This is a genomic window from Flavicella marina (assembly GCF_009193215.1).
Taxonomy (GTDB): domain Bacteria; phylum Bacteroidota; class Bacteroidia; order Flavobacteriales; family Flavobacteriaceae; genus Flavicella; species Flavicella marina.
In genome coordinates, this window is record NZ_VYVA01000001.1 from 672,468 (window position 1) to 689,185 (window position 16,718).

Annotated in this window: 15 protein-coding genes; 5 read left to right on the forward strand and 10 right to left on the reverse strand. The window is 33.8% G+C overall.

What is annotated here, in order from left to right; translation table 11 throughout:
• Positions 1-3: 3 nt before the first annotated feature.
• Both F6P99_RS02700 and F6P99_RS02705 read right to left on the reverse strand, forming a co-directional pair.
• On the reverse strand, positions 4-750 hold the full coding sequence (locus F6P99_RS02700; RefSeq protein ID WP_152285893.1) for a uroporphyrinogen-III synthase: 747 nt from the start codon (positions 748-750) through the stop codon (positions 4-6).
• 5 nt (positions 751-755) lie between these two features.
• The gene (locus F6P99_RS02705; protein WP_152285894.1) at positions 756-1,418 is read right to left on the reverse strand and encodes a DUF4271 domain-containing protein; all 663 of its coding nucleotides are present in this window, start codon (positions 1,416-1,418) and stop codon (positions 756-758) included.
• Between the two features lie 96 nt (positions 1,419-1,514).
• Here F6P99_RS02705 and F6P99_RS02710 point away from each other — a divergent pair, with 96 nt between their 5' ends.
• The 3 genes from F6P99_RS02710 to F6P99_RS02720 are packed head-to-tail and all read left to right on the forward strand — an operon-like array spanning position 1,515 to position 4,144.
• Positions 1,515-2,234 (forward strand): polyprenol monophosphomannose synthase, encoded by a 720-nt coding sequence (locus F6P99_RS02710; protein ID WP_152285895.1) that lies wholly within the window; start codon positions 1,515-1,517, stop codon positions 2,232-2,234.
• 9 nt (positions 2,235-2,243) lie between these two features.
• Entirely contained in the window at positions 2,244-3,581 is a 1,338-nt protein-coding gene (locus F6P99_RS02715; RefSeq protein WP_152285896.1) for a dihydroorotase, read from the forward strand.
• 2 nt (positions 3,582-3,583) lie between these two features.
• On the forward strand, positions 3,584-4,144 hold the full coding sequence (locus F6P99_RS02720) for a DUF4296 domain-containing protein (RefSeq protein WP_152285897.1): 561 nt from the start codon (positions 3,584-3,586) through the stop codon (positions 4,142-4,144).
• Between the two features lie 27 nt (positions 4,145-4,171).
• On the opposite strand, the gene F6P99_RS02725 is transcribed toward F6P99_RS02720, so the two are convergent.
• Positions 4,172-5,185 (reverse strand): NAD-dependent epimerase/dehydratase family protein, encoded by a 1,014-nt coding sequence (locus F6P99_RS02725; protein ID WP_152285898.1) that lies wholly within the window; start codon positions 5,183-5,185, stop codon positions 4,172-4,174.
• A gap of 104 nt (positions 5,186-5,289) precedes the next feature.
• On the opposite strand from F6P99_RS02725, the gene tyrS reads away from it, so the two are divergent.
• A complete protein-coding gene (gene tyrS / locus F6P99_RS02730; protein WP_152285899.1) occupies positions 5,290-6,579 on the forward strand; it encodes a tyrosine--tRNA ligase in 1,290 nt (429 codons plus the stop codon).
• Positions 6,580-6,635: 56 nt separating this feature from the next.
• Here tyrS and F6P99_RS02735 read toward each other — a convergent pair whose 3' ends face one another.
• The 7 genes from F6P99_RS02735 to trxA all read right to left on the reverse strand — a co-directional run bounded on the left by F6P99_RS02735 (position 6,636) and on the right by trxA (position 15,233).
• Entirely contained in the window at positions 6,636-7,085 is a 450-nt protein-coding gene (locus tag F6P99_RS02735; protein ID WP_152285900.1) for a YHS domain-containing (seleno)protein, read from the reverse strand.
• A gap of 148 nt (positions 7,086-7,233) precedes the next feature.
• A complete protein-coding gene (locus F6P99_RS02740) occupies positions 7,234-7,932 on the reverse strand; it encodes a T9SS type A sorting domain-containing protein (protein ID WP_152285901.1) in 699 nt (232 codons plus the stop codon).
• Between the two features lie 187 nt (positions 7,933-8,119).
• Entirely contained in the window at positions 8,120-8,908 is a 789-nt protein-coding gene (locus F6P99_RS02745) for a T9SS type A sorting domain-containing protein (RefSeq protein ID WP_152285902.1), read from the reverse strand.
• 170 nt (positions 8,909-9,078) lie between these two features.
• A complete protein-coding gene (gene bglX, locus F6P99_RS02750; protein ID WP_394349534.1) occupies positions 9,079-11,364 on the reverse strand; it encodes a beta-glucosidase BglX in 2,286 nt (761 codons plus the stop codon).
• 82 nt (positions 11,365-11,446) lie between these two features.
• Positions 11,447-12,433 (reverse strand): LuxE/PaaK family acyltransferase, encoded by a 987-nt coding sequence (locus F6P99_RS02755; RefSeq protein ID WP_152286303.1) that lies wholly within the window; start codon positions 12,431-12,433, stop codon positions 11,447-11,449.
• Positions 12,434-12,475: 42 nt separating this feature from the next.
• Positions 12,476-14,758 carry a DUF5060 domain-containing protein gene (locus F6P99_RS02760; protein ID WP_152285903.1) on the reverse strand — a complete coding sequence of 761 codons (2,283 nt, stop codon included), beginning with the start codon at positions 14,756-14,758 and terminating at the stop codon, positions 12,476-12,478.
• Positions 14,759-14,873: 115 nt separating this feature from the next.
• Entirely contained in the window at positions 14,874-15,233 is a 360-nt protein-coding gene (gene trxA, locus F6P99_RS02765) for a thioredoxin (RefSeq protein WP_152285904.1), read from the reverse strand.
• Between the two features lie 122 nt (positions 15,234-15,355).
• On the opposite strand from trxA, the gene mqo reads away from it, so the two are divergent.
• Entirely contained in the window at positions 15,356-16,705 is a 1,350-nt protein-coding gene (gene mqo, locus F6P99_RS02770) for a malate dehydrogenase (quinone) (protein ID WP_152285905.1), read from the forward strand.
• The last annotated feature ends 13 nt before the right edge of the window (positions 16,706-16,718 follow it).

Here is a 16,718-nt window from a genome sequence, read left to right on the forward strand (position 1 = left end):
AAATTATTTAGACTTATTTGCTTCTTTAATATACTTTTCCAAAGCCATCGTCATAGATGGAGTTTCTGGAGTTGGAGCCAAAATATTAATTTTTAGACCAGCATCTGTAGCAGCTTTTACCGTTGTATTTCCAAAAACAGCGATACGTGTATCGTTTTGTTTGAAATTTGGAAAATTCTTGAACAAAGAATCGATACCTGATGGACTAAAGAACACCAACACATCGTAAAACACATTTTCAAGATTCGATAAATCACTCATTACAGTTCTATACAAATCTAAACGTGTCCACTTTACACCTAACTCATCTAAAGTTTTAGGCACTAAATCCTTTAACTTATCAGATGATGGTAACAAAAAGTTTTCCGTTTTATGTTTTTTGATCAGTTTTCCTAATTCTGGGAAAGTTCTTTGTCCCACATAAATTTTACGTTTTCTGTACACAACATACTTCTGTAAATAATAAGCTACCGCTTCAGACTGACAGAAATACTTCATTTCTGCAGGAACGGTAAATCTCATTTCTTCTGCAATTCTAAAGAAGTGATCCACTGCGTTTCTACTTGTCAAGATTACAGCCGTAAACTCTTTTAAGTCGATTTTTTCAGCTCTTACTTCTTTAACTGGGATTCCTTCAACATGGATAAATGATCTAAAATCTATTTTCACCTTTTGCTTTTCAGACAATTCAAAATAAGGAGAATTCTCTTTCGGCTCAGGCTGGGATACTAAAATAGTTTTTACTTTCATAAAAATTACAATTTATTTACCGCCACTCTGTACAACACAAAAAGCGGTGCGATTTCAAGTGTGCAAAGATACACAATAAAATAATACAATCTTTCTTTCACCAACTGATTATTCTTAACAATCACTAAAACAGCTCTTAACAAAAACAGCAAGCCTAGTAGTAGCAGAAGATACGGCATGTATTTATTTTTCGTCTCGGAAGACAAATAGGTAGTAAAAAGTAAGACTGGAAGCAAGAATCCCGCAATAATTTTTAAGTAAACGAACTTTAAAACATGGATTTTTTTAAAAAAATCTCGAAAATTAAAAAAATATGAGATAAAAAATGAAAGGATATATTGTAATATAAAATACAGTGAAACACCTCCAAATGTTTTCAAAATTAAAATCGAATCTACATCAACTCCATATACTTTTAAAAAAAGAACGATCCCAATGCTAAATATTAAGTTTTGAATTGCAAACAGCAATAATTTGAACCAACTAAAAGCAATTTCTAAATCATTGGCATAATCAATATAAAAACTTTTTGAAAAGAAACCTGAAAAGAGCGCATTAAACAATTGCGGTTCGTATTGCTTGACCAAGACTATCAATGAGAAGATCAAACAGAACATAAAGGTCAGCAAATCGTTACTTTCAAAAGTTCTTTCAAGACCTATATTCATAGTAAACAATGCTTCTTAACAAAAAAATAATTATCAAAACCTTTAACGCAAAATTAGTAATAAAAAATCATACATTTGTATTCAATTTTTATTCTTATGTCTGATACTCTTGTTATAATTCCTACGCTCAACGAAATTGAAAACATCAAAGAAATAATCCTTGCTGTTTTTAAAAATCAGAAAAAATTTCACATTCTTGTAGTAGATGACATGTCTAAAGACGGTACTCCTGAAGCAGTAGAAGCGTTAATGCAAGAATACCCAGAAAGACTGTTTTTAGAAAAAAGACAAGGAAAAAAAGGATTAGGAAGTGCCTATATTCACGGATTTAAATGGGCATTAAAAAGAGATTACGAATACATTGTTGAAATGGATGCTGATTTTTCTCACAACCCAAAAGATGTGATTAAACTTTACAATGCATGTAAAAAAGAAGGCGCGAAACTAGCCGTTGGTTCTCGCTATGTAGACAATAATGTAAACGTTGTAAATTGGAATATCAAACGTTTATTATTATCATATTTCGCTTCTAAATACGTACAATTTATAACTGGAATTCCTCTTTATGACACTACCGCAGGGTTTGTATGTTACCACAGAGATGTTTTACAAACTATCAACTTAGATAAAATTCAGTTTGTAGGTTATGCTTTTCAAATAGAAATGAAATTTAAAACTTGGAAACATAAATTTCCGATCAAAGAAGTATCAATCGTATTTACAGACAGAACAAAAGGAACTTCAAAAATGAGTGGATCCATAGTCACTGAAGCAATTTTTGGAGTAATTAAATTAAGATTTAAAGGAATTTCCTAAAATTATACCATGAGCACAACATTAATACAAAACGCAAACATTGTAAACGAAGGCACAACAATTAAAGCCGACGTCTTGATAGAAGGAAATTATATTTCAAAAATAGGTACAAACCTATCGGCACCCAATAACGCAAAAATCATTGATGCCAAAGGACAATATTTGTTGCCAGGTGCTATTGACGACCAAGTTCATTTTAGAGAACCAGGTTTGACGCACAAAGCAAACATCGCAACAGAAAGTAGAGCTGCTGCTGCAGGTGGAATTACTACTTTTATCGAAATGCCAAATACGGTTCCTCAAGCAACTAATCAGATTGAATTAGAGAAGAAATTTGAAACCGCTAGCAAAGACTCTTACGTAAATTACTCGTTTATGTTTGGTGGTACGAATGACAACCTGGATGAACTTTTAAAAACCGACCCTCAGAAAGTAGCTGGTATCAAATTATTTTTAGGTTCTTCTACCGGAAACATGTTAGTCGACAACGAAGAGGTTTTAAGAAAAATATTTTCATCGACAAACATGGTGATCTCTGTTCATTGTGAAGATGAAGGTACAATTCGAAGAAACTTTCAAGAATACAAAGACAAATTCGGAGATGATATTCCAATCAAATACCACCCGATCATTCGAAGTGAAGAAGCCTGTTACTTGTCTTCCTCAAAAGCAATTCAATTAGCAAAAGAAACGGGAGCGAGACTTCATATTTTTCATTTATCAACAGCAAAAGAAACCGGTTTATTCAGAAATGACATTCCGCTTAAAGACAAAAAAATTACTGCTGAAGTTTGTATTCACCATTTGACTTTTGAAGATGCTGATTACGATAAAAAAGGAACATTTATCAAATGGAACCCAGCCGTAAAAACAGCCGCTGACAGAGATGGTTTGTGGAAAGCTTTATTGGATGATAGAATTGATGTAATCGCAACAGATCACGCACCTCATACCTTAGAAGAAAAACAAAACCTTTACACTTCAGCACCTAGTGGAGGACCTTTGGTACAGCATGCCTACCCAGCGATGATCAACTTCGTAAAAGAAGGGAAAATCAGTCTAGAAAAAGTTGTAGAAAAAATGTGTCATAACCCTGCCATATTATTTGAAATTAAAAAAAGAGGTTACATCAAAGAAGGTTTTTATGCTGATTTAGTATTGGTAGACTTTGAAAAATCTTGGACAGCAACAAAAGAAAATACTTTGTACAAATGTGGGTGGACTCCGTTTGAGGGAACAGAGTTTTCATCAACTATTACAAAGACTTTCGTCAATGGAAACCTAATTTTCGATGAAGGAACTTTCAATGACAACATTAAAGGACAAAGAATAGAATTCGATAGATAAGCATGAAAAAAGGCCTTGTACTTCTTTTAATGATCGGTATTATTTCGTGTACAAGTAACACGATATATAAAAAACCAGACGATCTTATTTCTAAAGATTCTATGGTGCTTTTATTAACGGATTTATACCTTGCGTCTTCATCAAAAATCTACAGAAATAAATTTGACGAAAGAAATATAGACTACACATATCTAATTTACGAAAAGTATAAAATTGATAGTGCACGTTTCCGACGAAGCAATTTTTATTACACGACAAAAATTGATGATTACGAAAAAATATACAAAGGAATAGAACAAAACTTAGAAGTGCTGAGTAAAAAATACAAGGGCATCAAAAAGGTAAAAGATTCTATTAGAAAAGACAGTATTACAAAAGTTCGAAAAATACGTGATTCGATAAAAAAACTCGAAAAACAAAAAAAACTAGACACACTCTCTGTCAAAAAAACAGATTCTATAAACAGTGACAATATTGTATTGAGTGATACTATTGCTAATAAAGAGATTCTTTTTGAAAAAAACAAAACATCAAAAGACACAATTGCAATTCCGAAAAAATAAAAAATCCCTGATTGAATCAGGGATTTTTTATTTCGAGTGATCTTTCAAAAAAAGTGTTCCTATGTTTTTTATCACAGAATTTACTTCTTGATATCTAAAATCTAAAACTTGTTCAACTTTGGCAATATTATAATATGATTTGTTGTTCGAAGATTTTGCAGATTGTTTCGAAAAAGAATTTTTCTTTCCTGTTAACACTGATACAAACCAAGACAGTCTCCAGCCAACTTCAGACAGAAAAGGAGAAATTCTAATGCTAGGTTTTTTCTTGTTAAGCACCGCTGCAATACGGTACAAAATTTCTTTGAAACTTCTATTTTCGGCAACTAGTATAAAACGCTCATTCTTTATTTCAGAGTCCATTCCTTTTCGCAATACCGAAACCACATCTTCAACTCCTACAAACCCCGTAACTCCTTCTGTATAAAAAGGAGATTCTTTGTATACCATCGAAAACAATTTACCAGAATTTTCTTTCCAATATCCTGCACCTAAAATTACGCCAGGATTTACAATAAAAACATCCAAACCTTCTTGCGCTCCTCTCCAAACCTCCATTTCAGCACCATATTTGGTTATAGCATAAGAATAATTACTCAACTCCAAATTAAATTCATCTTCTTCGTCGATTGTATCTTTTTGCACAGATTTAGAGATAGTCGCTATAGAACTCACATAGCACAATTTCTCAACATCATTCGCGATACATAGGTTTACAATATTCGCTGTACCGTGGATATTTACCTTACGCATTTTTTTAGCATCTCTTTCATCAAAAGAGACCAATGCTGCCACATGATACACTTTTTCTATACCAACAAATGCAATTTCCAAAGCCGGCACATCTGTTACATCTGCGAAAACCCAATCGATCTTGTCAACAAAATTTTCTGGTTCATTTGTGAAATAGCCAAATACTTTTTTTATTTTCTCTAAAGACTTTTCTGATCGGTAAATAGCTCTCACTGCTGCACCTGTTTGAATCAATTCAAACAACAAATGCGCACCCACCATACCTGTACCTCCTGTAACTAAAATCATGCTACGAAATTAATGTAAAATAATCAAAATCACTTGTTAAATCTGCACAGATCAAGCTTTGTCTCTTGAACCCGAATCACTATATTTGCGAAAAATTTTTACTGATGACTACAAATTTTGTTGAAGAACTTAGATGGAGAGGTATGTTGCATGATATCATGCCCGGAACCGAAGAACTTTTGAATAAAGAAACGACAGCAGGTTATATTGGATTTGACCCAACTGCAGATTCTTTACACATTGGTAGTTTGATTCCGATTATCATACTAATGCACTTTCAAAAAGCAGGTCACAAACCTATCGCATTAGTCGGAGGAGCTACCGGAATGATCGGTGATCCATCAGGAAAATCTGCAGAACGTAATTTGCTCAACGAGGAAGCTTTGAATAAAAATGTAGCTGGAGTAAAAAGTCAATTAGAGCGTTTTTTAGATTTCAACAGTGATTCTGAAAATGCAGCTGAATTGGTAAACAACTACGACTGGATGAAAGAATTTTCGTTGATCGATTTTGTACGTGACATCGGAAAGCATCTTACCGTAAACTATATGATGGCCAAAGACTCTGTAAAAAAACGAGTAAGTGGTGAGGGTGATGGTATGTCATTTACAGAATTTACTTACCAACTATTTCAGGGTTATGATTTTCTGCACTTGTATGAAAACAAAAATTGCAAGTTACAAATGGGTGGTTCAGATCAATGGGGAAACATCACAACCGGAACCGAATTGGTGAGACGTAAAGCACAAGGTAAAGCTTATGCGATGACTTGCCCTTTGATTACTAAAGCGGATGGTACAAAATTCGGAAAATCTGAAGGTGGTAATATTTGGTTGGATAAAAGTAGAACTTCAGTTTACAAATTTTACCAATATTGGTTGAATTCATCTGATGAAGACTCAGTAGATTTTATAAAAAAGTTTACTTTTCTTGACAAAGAAGAAATTGAAAAATTAATAGCAGAACACAACGAAGCTCCTCATACAAGATTGTTACAAAAAACAATTGCTAAAGAAGTTACGATACTAGTACATTCTGAAGAAGATTACGAAAATGCAGTAAAAGCTTCTTCAATATTATTTGGTAAATCAACTGCGGATGATTTAAAATCTTTGGACGAGCAAACATTTTTAGATGTATTCTCTGGAGTACCTCAAGCTGAAGTAACAAAATCTCAAATAGAAGAAGGATTTGATATTGTTGCCGCTTTTGCTGAAACTGGTTTTTTAAAATCTAATGGTGAGGTAAGAAGAGCCTTAAAAGAAAACTCAATTTCTGTAAATAAAGAAAAAGTCCAAGAAGGATTTACCATTACGAATACTGATTTGATTGCAGATTCGTATGTGCTATTGCAACGAGGTAAGAAAAAATATTTTTTATTAAAAGTTGCCTAATTTTTAAAATAAAGCATAAAAAAACCGTTAGAAAATTCTAACGGTTTTTTTATGCTTTATTTTTCTGATACAATTTTTTTCCAGTTTTTATCCGCTTCAATTTTTAGCTTCTCGGCGCCTTCTTCTTTCCATAACTTTAAGGTATTTGTTCCCCAAGCATTGTAAAAAAGATACAGTTTATCGTTTCTAATTTCAAATGTTTTAGGATTCACATCAACTTTTTCACCTTTAACTCCTATCGCATAGGCACACCAGCCACCATATTGAGGCATGTATTTTTCTTTGTTACTTTTAAAAAGTTCTAAATTTTTCTGATTCGAAAATTTATATTTAACACCATCAATTTCAGTTTGAAACTTTTCATCTCCCTCCACTGCAGTATTTTCAAAATAAGCTACTACGTCATAACCATCAGCGACAAAACCTTTTCTATTCACATTCATAGATTCTTGTCCAAAAACAGATATTACGGACAACAAACAAACGATTACATATATTTTCTTCATAATTTTTTGAGTTTTCATATTTGAATAGACGAAAAAACCGTGAAGAATTACAATGCATCAGAAATAAATAAAATTTGAGAATCAATTCTTTCCCATAAAAAAAGCCCGAATAGTGCTTCGGGCTTTTTTGAACTTTTATTTAAAAAAATTATTTCTTAATAATTTTTCTAATCAAACCATTGTCAGCTTGCAACACATACACCCCTGGAACTAAATCTGAAATATCAATAGAATTTTGACCAGAAAATGTTTTCAATACCTGTCCGTTAATGTTAGAAATTGTAACTGAATCGATTCCATCAACATCAGAAATATTTACGACACCTGAAGTTGGGTTTGGATAAACTTTTAAATCGTTCAATGCGTTATCATCTAATCCCGCAAGTCCAGCTATTGCACTTACAAAACCTTTCGCAACAGCAGGTGGATTGAATTCTGCTTTAGGAGTAGATACTCGAATTTCATAATAATAATTTGTTGGCGCTCCTTGCCCATTCGGATCTGCAACAAGCAACTCCGCTTTTGTCATAATATCACCATTTCCGTTTAACACATTTGATCCGGGCTCGATATTTATCGTAATATCTACAGTACCGGTACCTGCTGGCAAAGCGGCAGTATTATGTCCCCATGCTTTCCAACCTTGAGTCCATGGAGCAGAAACTGCCCAAAAATCTAATTTAATTCCCCCAATAGGCACTTCTGCATCGGCAGTATACGCAAATTGAAAAGTAACAGATGGGGCTTGAGGGAAATCAGCAGCAGCTGGTGACCAACTCAATGCATCTTGTCCATAAGAAAATGTTGTTGCTACAAAAGCAATTGCTAAAAGTAAATTTTTCATCATAATAATTAAGTTTATTGAATTGTGGTTATTATCATTTTAAAAGTAAATGTTCTTAATATAATCAAAGGAAAGAAATGGTTTTAAACAAGAATCATATGTTCGATTTTGACTAAAACAATTGATATTCTCGTAGAATAGAAAAAAAGCTCAAATTTGTATTTGAGCTTTTTTTCTTTTATTTAAATAATTATTCCTTAATAATTTTTCTATTCAACCCATTATCAGCTTGTAAAAAATACACACCTGACACTAAATCTGAAATATCAATAGCGTTTTGAGCAGGGAATGTTTTTAATACCTGTCCGTTGACATTGGTTACAGTAATCGTATTGATACCTTCAACAATTGAAATATTTACTATACCATTCGTAGGATTAGGGTATACGTTTAGTTTTGGATTATCAATATACTTAGTACTCACGGTAGCATTAGAACTTTGGGTAATATCATCAATATAAAAAACTTCTCCAGCTCCAACTGATCCATCTTTATTAAACCAAACATCAATTCTATTTGCCCATCCATCAGCAATTCCTGAATAATCAAACTCGGCTATAAACCATTCATTCAAAGTAACACCAGTAAAAGATTGCGTGACTGATGGATCAGCAGCCGTACCGCTTACCCATGGTCTTAATGTCAAAGTAAAATCTGTCAAATCTTCCGAAAGAACTTTAATCTGCATATATTTTCCATTTGTAAAATTCCATCCTCCTGGAACACTCCCTATCTCATTGATAATCGGGAACGACCAATTTGGTGCACTCGTTTCAAGTGTAATACTTACTGCATTCGCACTTGAATTAATTCCATTTGTAATCGGGTTCGCAGCAGCTATTCCATCCTGTTGAGGAGATGAGCCCTTGTTATTTCCAATATTAAATGTTTTTCCAGGTTCAAAATCTAAAATAGTAGTTTGCCCATTAAATGTTGTTGTTACAATTAGTGTAACTAGTAAAAGTAATTTTTTCATCATAATTAAGTATTTGTTGTGGTTAGCAAATACAAAACTATCAGAACACACTAGGGAACAGCATATTATATGATTTCATCAGCAAAACAAATGATTTTTTTTGCGATATAAAAAAAGCATACATAGCCAAAAAAACTGAGGCTACTCAATAAAAATTAAAGCTAAAAGGTAATTTATTTACTTAATGAAAAGTTAGCTTCTAAAGATTTTGCTGAACTCTCGCCTATAAAAACCGTAAAATCTCCGAACTCTGCTTCCCATTTATTCTGTGCAGTATAAAACTGCAACATTTTAGCATCAATAGTAAACTGAACAACTTTTGATTCTCCTGGATTTAGAGAAATCATTTCAAATCCTTTCAATTCTTTTACAGGTCTAGTTCTGCTTCCTACCAAATCTCTGATATATAGTTGCACAACTTCTTTCCCAAAATATTTTCCCGTGTTGGTAACTGTCACAGAAGCTACGATAGAACTATCTTTAGTTAAGGTTTTAGCACTCAATTCTAAATCTTTATAAGAAAACGAGGTATACGACAATCCATAACCAAACGGATACAAAGGACTGTTTGACACATCTTGATAATGTGAATGAAAGACATCATTTGGATTTTCTTTTAAAGGCCTTCCAGTATTTTTATAATTATAATAAATAGGTACTTGCCCTACATTTTTCGGAAACGTCATAGGTAATTTTCCTGAGGGATTGTAATCGCCATACAAAACTTGAGCAATTGCATTTCCACTTTGACTTCCTAACTGCCAAGCTTCAATTATTGAAGGCACATTTTTATCAGCCCAATTAATTGCCAATGGACGTCCATTCATCAAAACTAAAACAATGTTTTTATTCACTTTATACACAGCTTCTAAAAGTTCTTGTTGTAAGCCTGGAAGTTTTAAATTACTTCTACTTCTAGCTTCACCTGATTGAAAGCCATGCTCACCTAAAACCATAATCACTACATCTTTATTCTTAGCCGCACGAACCGCTTCTTTAAATCCAGATTTATCTGAGGTATTCACCTGAACTTCCTGAGTAAAAGTAGGATTACCCAGTGCCAGTTTTGGACCAGGGGCGAATGTTATATTGTTCTTTTCATATGATTTTAACCCTTCTAATACAGAAATAGCTGTTTTGTCTTCAGCTGCAATTCTCCAACTACCCAATGGACTTGTCTTATCATTCGCCAAATCACCAATTACAGCTATATTCAATCCTTCTTTCTTTAGTGGTAATAACTGATTTTCATTTTTTAATAACACTATAGATTTCTTAGCTATATCTAAAGACGCTTTGTGTAATTCTTCACTACCTGTTACTTCTCGCTCTCTATTTACATCACAATATTTATAAGGATTATCAAACAACCCTAATTCGAATTTTACTTTAAGTATTCTTCTTGCAGCGTCATTTACATAAGATTCTTTTACTTTTCCTTCTTCTACCAATTCTTTCATATAGGTAACAAATGTATATGACTCCATATCCATATCAGAACCAGCGTTTACAGCCAACTCTGCAGCATGCTTGTCATCTTTCGCATATCCATGTGCTACCATTTCTCCAGCAGAATCCCAATCAGAAACAATAAAACCATCAAACCCCCATGCCCCTTTCAAAACCTCTCGTTGTAAAAATGCATTCCCGGTTGCAGGGATGCCATTCAACTCATTGAAAGAATTCATATAAGTTCTTACTCCTGCTTTTGTTGCCGCGATAAAAGGCGGAAAAATAATATTATACAAAGTACTCATCCCTACATCCACAGTATTATAATCTCTTCCTGCTTCAGCAAAACCATACCCAGCAAAATGTTTCGCACAAGCCACAATCGTAATAGCATCCGACAAGTCCTCTCCTTGAAAACCTTGAACTCTTGCTTTAGCAATCAAACTTCCCAAATAAGGATCTTCACCTGCTCCTTCCATTACTCTACCCCATCTCGCATCTCTTGATATATCAACCATTGGTGCAAATGTCCAATTGATACCAGCTGCTGAAGCTTCCAAAGCCGCATTTTTTGCAGAGTTTTTAATAGCATCTAAATCCCAACTCGCTGCTTCTGCTAACGGAATTGGAGTCAAAGTCTTGTATCCATGAATCACATCAAAACCTATAATCAAAGGGATTCCTAATCGTGTTTTTTCAACGGCAATTTTCTGTACTGCCTTCACGTTTTCGACACCTCGTACATTTAACATTGAACCCACCAAACCAGCTTCTAGATGTTTGTACTTTAGTTGAGCAGCTCCCTTTTTTGGACTAGGACCTGTTACATTCCAAAAACCATTGTACTGATTCATCTGACCAATTTTTTCTTCGAGGGTCATCAAACGCAACACAGAGTCAACTTTAAAGTTTAATGAATCTGAAATTGGGTCTGGTACTGGATCTGTTTGACAACCGACAATTAACAGCATAAAAAACACAATCACTAAGCGACATAGATTCATCATAACTCTATAGATTTTGAGATGTATTAAATTTAAGATAATTTTTACCTCAATCAAATTAATTATCAAAAAGGGGAAAAATTTACTACGAAATCAACAAGTTACAACCTCTAATATCTGAGTTGTCAAATCGACCTAAAATTTCAAATGAATTGTTCGAATGAACTTTACCCAAATCTTGGGTTGCAATAAAGGAACAAGAATTTAAATTCGCCAAATCAATTACATTGATACCTCCTGTCTTCGGACTCGGCAATAGACTCAATGGATCTTCAGTATCTCTTATCAAAATTTTCATCCAAGGAGGACAATTAAAAACACCTTTCCCAATAGAATACGCTTGACTCAGCAATTCAGTCATTCCGTATTCAGAATGAATTTCTTGAACACCAAATCCGCGCTTTAAAACAGCGTGTAATTCTTCTCGAATCATTTCTTTACGCTTTCCTTTCATTCCACCGGTCTCCATTACTATTGTGTCTTTCAATGAAAATTGATATTTCTCAATCAGATCAAGCAAAGCAAAAGAAACTCCTATTAACAAAGTTTTTTTCTTCTGAGCTTCTAGTTGCAATAAAACTCTTTGCAATTCATCCAGGTTGTCTAAATAAAAACCACTTTCTGGTTGATGCGATTTTTGTATCAAATCATCAACCATATAAATTAAAGAAGAACCTTCACGTTCTAAATAGGAAGGCAACAGTGCCAAAACAACAAGTTCTTCAACACCACCATAAAACTTTGAAAAAGCATTCAAATAACTCTTTTCATACAAAGAAGCATCCGTTACATGATGCTTGCTTTGAGACATACCCGTTGTTCCACTGCTCAAAAAAGTTTGCTCTATGGGTTTATCCGAGGACAAAACTTTATGACTTTTAAAAAATTGAATCGGTAAAAAAGGAATTCTTTGAATTCTATCAATGGCATCAATATCAACGTTTAAATAACCTAAATACGATTTGTATACCGGGTTATGCATTGCTTGATATCGAAACACTTTTAATGCAAGCGCATTAAACTCATCTTCATTATTAATAGCAAAAATACTGTGTTGTACCAACTCATTCATAGAAGGCAAAAATACTGTAATTTTATAGATTTACCTTGCTATTTATTCTTCAAGTGATTTCTCATAAAATGGATTCAACACCAACGATTCCCAACGACCTCTAGACCATGCTGTCTCATCTTTTTCTGGAATTTTACCGTTAGTAACTGCCCGAGAAGACACTTCAATGACATCATTTTCTTCAAGATAAATCAATCCAATCTCAGTGTTCAATCTTTCAAAAGATTTCTCCGTTTCTTCGTTCTTTACCTTTCCTACCACACTTCCATTGACTTTGATGACATAGTCAGATTCTCCATCATTTTCAGTTATCGTATTCAATTGAAGTTGATAGACACCTGAAGCTCCCTTAAACTTTAATCTAGCTGCTGCATATTCGTTTCTGTATTTTTTATTTGCTGCATTGATCGCCAGAGCTTTACTCCCTTTATCTACATAATAAACAACTTTATCGCTTTGTTGAATAGAAAAGTCAGACATCGCTTTGAACTCCAGCAACGCTAACTTCTTGGCAACAACTGGCTGCACCTTTTTCGTATTGGTCAGTATCGCTACCCAATCTTTTTCCTTTGAAGGAGGCATTCCGATAGATACTTTTTTACCCCCATAGACTCTTCTCACAGATCCTTTTTGGAGTTTCCCTCCGGTACGCGGGTTGTACCATCTTACATCAAACTTCCCTGTTACGCCCCATAAATCAATATTCGTTTCAACAACTTCTGATAGATAAACTGCATAAACACTGCCATTCTTAGCGAAAACAAAATCATGTTCATTATCTGTTAATCCATCTGCAGATTTCATTTCATGAAACGGTAAATATTTTTGAAAAAAATCAAGCGCAATATCTGTTTGATTCCATAATATATCTCGAGACCTCCAATCTTCACATTTCAAATCATTGTGTGCATATTTATAACCAAAATACCATTCAACTCCAGCACCACCAGCCATTAAATTTGACCATAAAACTTCTGTTCTAATTTCGTTATGTTCTGGATCTACAGCATCTGGAAGCGCACCTTTGTCGGCCGGACCAATTTCATCTTGACAAGCAATCCAACGTTTACCTGCTATCGTTGATTTTGAAATCCATTTTTTTGTGATTTCATGGATATCTTTCGGGTGATGTGTTTGAAACGAAGGACCATCTAAATCTGGATTTCCTAACATTGGCTCTAAAAACAAGTCTTGTGCTTTTGGATTTGCATGTGTATGCAATACAACAAATCCTTTATAAGGGTCGTGCGATTTGATGTATTTTGCCATCGCCTCTCTATCTTTATCTGTTTGACCTTTGGGAGTCCAGTGTAAAGGACCATTTTCTTCTCCCAAGTTCCATGTAACTCCTAAATGATGTGAAAAACGCGCAATTAACTCTCTATAATACAACTTGCGTTGTGTTTTTAATTCACCGATATCCAACAACAATTCGTTTTCGGTTTCTTGTGTTATGATATGCAACATCAAACCAAGTGAATCCATATGATCAAAAACAATTTCCCATTGATCTAATTTACTACAATCAAAACGGTAGCGCTCATTTACATCAATCCAAGGCCATACGTCCTTACCATCTCCTTGAACATTCATTGTTAAGAAGTAAACAGAATTCATTTTTTTTGAATGCAAATAGTTCAAAGCACCAATAATACTTTTTCCTTTGCCATTTTGCCAAGTAGGATTTCCACTTTTCCAATCTTGTATATGAGCTTCGTATTTATGTGATGGAGGCGTTTGATCGAACTCAAAATACCCTAAAAAACTCTCGGGACTATCTGCCCCTCCTTTTATAAAGTAATCTTTCGTTTCTTGAAATTGTAAGTACCCTTTTTCTGTATACGACAACCTTCCTTTTGCTCGAAAATCTGCCCCTTTTTTATTTGATTTTTCAATCTTAAATGTTCCCGAAACACCATCAAAATCGACAGGCGCTCCTGCATCATTTTTATCACTCACAGCAATTGCTTTTCCCTTGCGAAAAGAAACTGTATAAGACCATTCCCCAATAGCATCAGGACAAAATCGAACTTTCCATATTTTTCCCGATTCAGCACTGGTTTCAGCAGCATTTCCATCAGCAGCGTAAAATCCAGGAACTTTATATTGCTTACTCCCATTTGTAAAAGTTACATTCAATCGATAATCTAAAAACGGATTCGTCTTACCATACTCTGACAAGTCTTCACCTTCAAAATTCAGTGTTATTTTGTGCCATTTTTTCAACTCACCATCTATTCGTACAATTTTATTTTGTGCGAAAACTATTGGAATCATCAACAGAGAAATCAGAATCGTTGTAAAAGTATTTTTTATGGTATTCATAGTATATTGTTTAGTGCTTGCAAAATAGCAAACACAAATATCAATGAGTATAACATATAACAAAAAAAAGAGCACAAATGTTGTGCTCTTAACTTATTTTATTTAAAAAACATTTTTATTTATCGACTCCTAAAACGTCACCAATAATTCTTTCTAACTCTTGCTTTGGCAAGGCTCCTTGCGCCATTTGAGGTTGTCCTTCTGAAGGTACAAATAACATAGAAGGAATACTTCTAATACCAAACGCACCTGATAATTCTTGCTCAGCTTCGGTATCTACTTTATAAATATTTATTTTTCCTTTGTACTCTTCACTCAATGTTTCTAAAACAGGAGCTAAAGACTTACACGGTCCACACCAATCAGCATAAAAATCTATAATACATGGTATCTCTCCTTCAAATTTCCAATCTTTATTTTCTTCATAATTGAATACTTTTTCAAAAAAAGTATCCTTTGTCAACAATTCAGTCATAATATTCTATATTTTTTTATCTGAGTCGCAAATTTATGCGAATCTTACAGCCTACAAATATGATAAATATCATTCAATGACGTATCTTTGCAGCCATTAAATAATCCTATTAAGACCTAAACATGTCTAAAACAATAAAACATTCTGATTTTGTATTGATTGGAGGAGGAATTATGAGTGCCACTTTGGCAATTATGTTATTCGAAAAATTTCCAGGGAAAAAAATTACCGTCATTGAAAAACTTCCTAAAATGGCAGAAGAAAGCTCTGAAGCCTGGAATAATGCTGGTACTGGACATGCTGGAAATTGCGAATTAAATTACACTCCAGAAAAAAATGGTGAAGTTGATACAAGCAAAGCAGTAAAAACAGCAAAGCAATTTGAAGAAACTTTTGAATTTTGGAAAGAATGTGCTGATAAAGGTTATTTACACAACATAAAAAAATGTATTTCTCAAGTACCTCATATTAGTTTTGTAGAAGGTAAAAAGAACAGTGCTTATTTAGAAAAAAGATACAACGCTTTAAAAGAAATTTCGCACTTCAAAGAAATGATCTTCAGTAAAGACTATGAAGAAATAGAGAAATGGCTTCCTTTGATGATGCAAGGAAGAAATAAAAAGCAACATGTTGCTGCAACATACGTCGAAGAGGGATATGATGTAAATTTTGGAGAAATTGCAGAACAACTTTTTAGGTTTCTTTCAAAACAAGACAATGTTGAATTGTTGAACAGAAGTAACGTATACAATCTTCAAAAAACGAAAAACAAACGCTGGTTATTAACTATCAAAGGACAAAGCGTTGGTAAACACTGGAAATTAGTTTCTAACTATGTTTTCATCGGAGCTGGAGGAGGTGCCCTTTCTTTATTAGAAAAATCTGGAATTAAAGAAGCTAGAGGTTATGGTGGATTCCCTATCAGTGGATTGTGGTTACGTTGTACAAATCCAGAGATAATTGAACAACACCATGCCAAGGTTTATGGAAAAGCAAAAAAAGGTTCTCCACCTATGTCTGTTCCACATATGGATACAAGAATGATCAACGGTAGAAAAGAATTATTATTCGGACCTTATGCTGGATTCACAACAAAATTCTTGAAACACGGATCGATGTTTGACTTGCCAAAATCTGTTGAGTTTGACAATATCATGAGTTTGTTAGGAGCGGGATATAAAAACCTTCCTTTGGTATCGTACTTAATCAAACAAGTAAGTTTGAATTTCAAAGACAGAATGGAAATGTTGCGTGAATTTTATCCTGAAGCGAACGACGACGACTGGAAATTGGTTGTAGCTGGTCAAAGAGTTCAAATTATCAAAAGAGATAAAAAAGGATTTGGAAAACTAGAATTCGGTACAGAAATTATCATTTCAAAAGATAAAACAATTGGAGCTTTATTGGGTGCTTCACCAGGAGCTTCAACATCTTACTCAGTTATGAAAAAAGTTATTGAAAAGTGTTTTTAGCATTTTAATGACC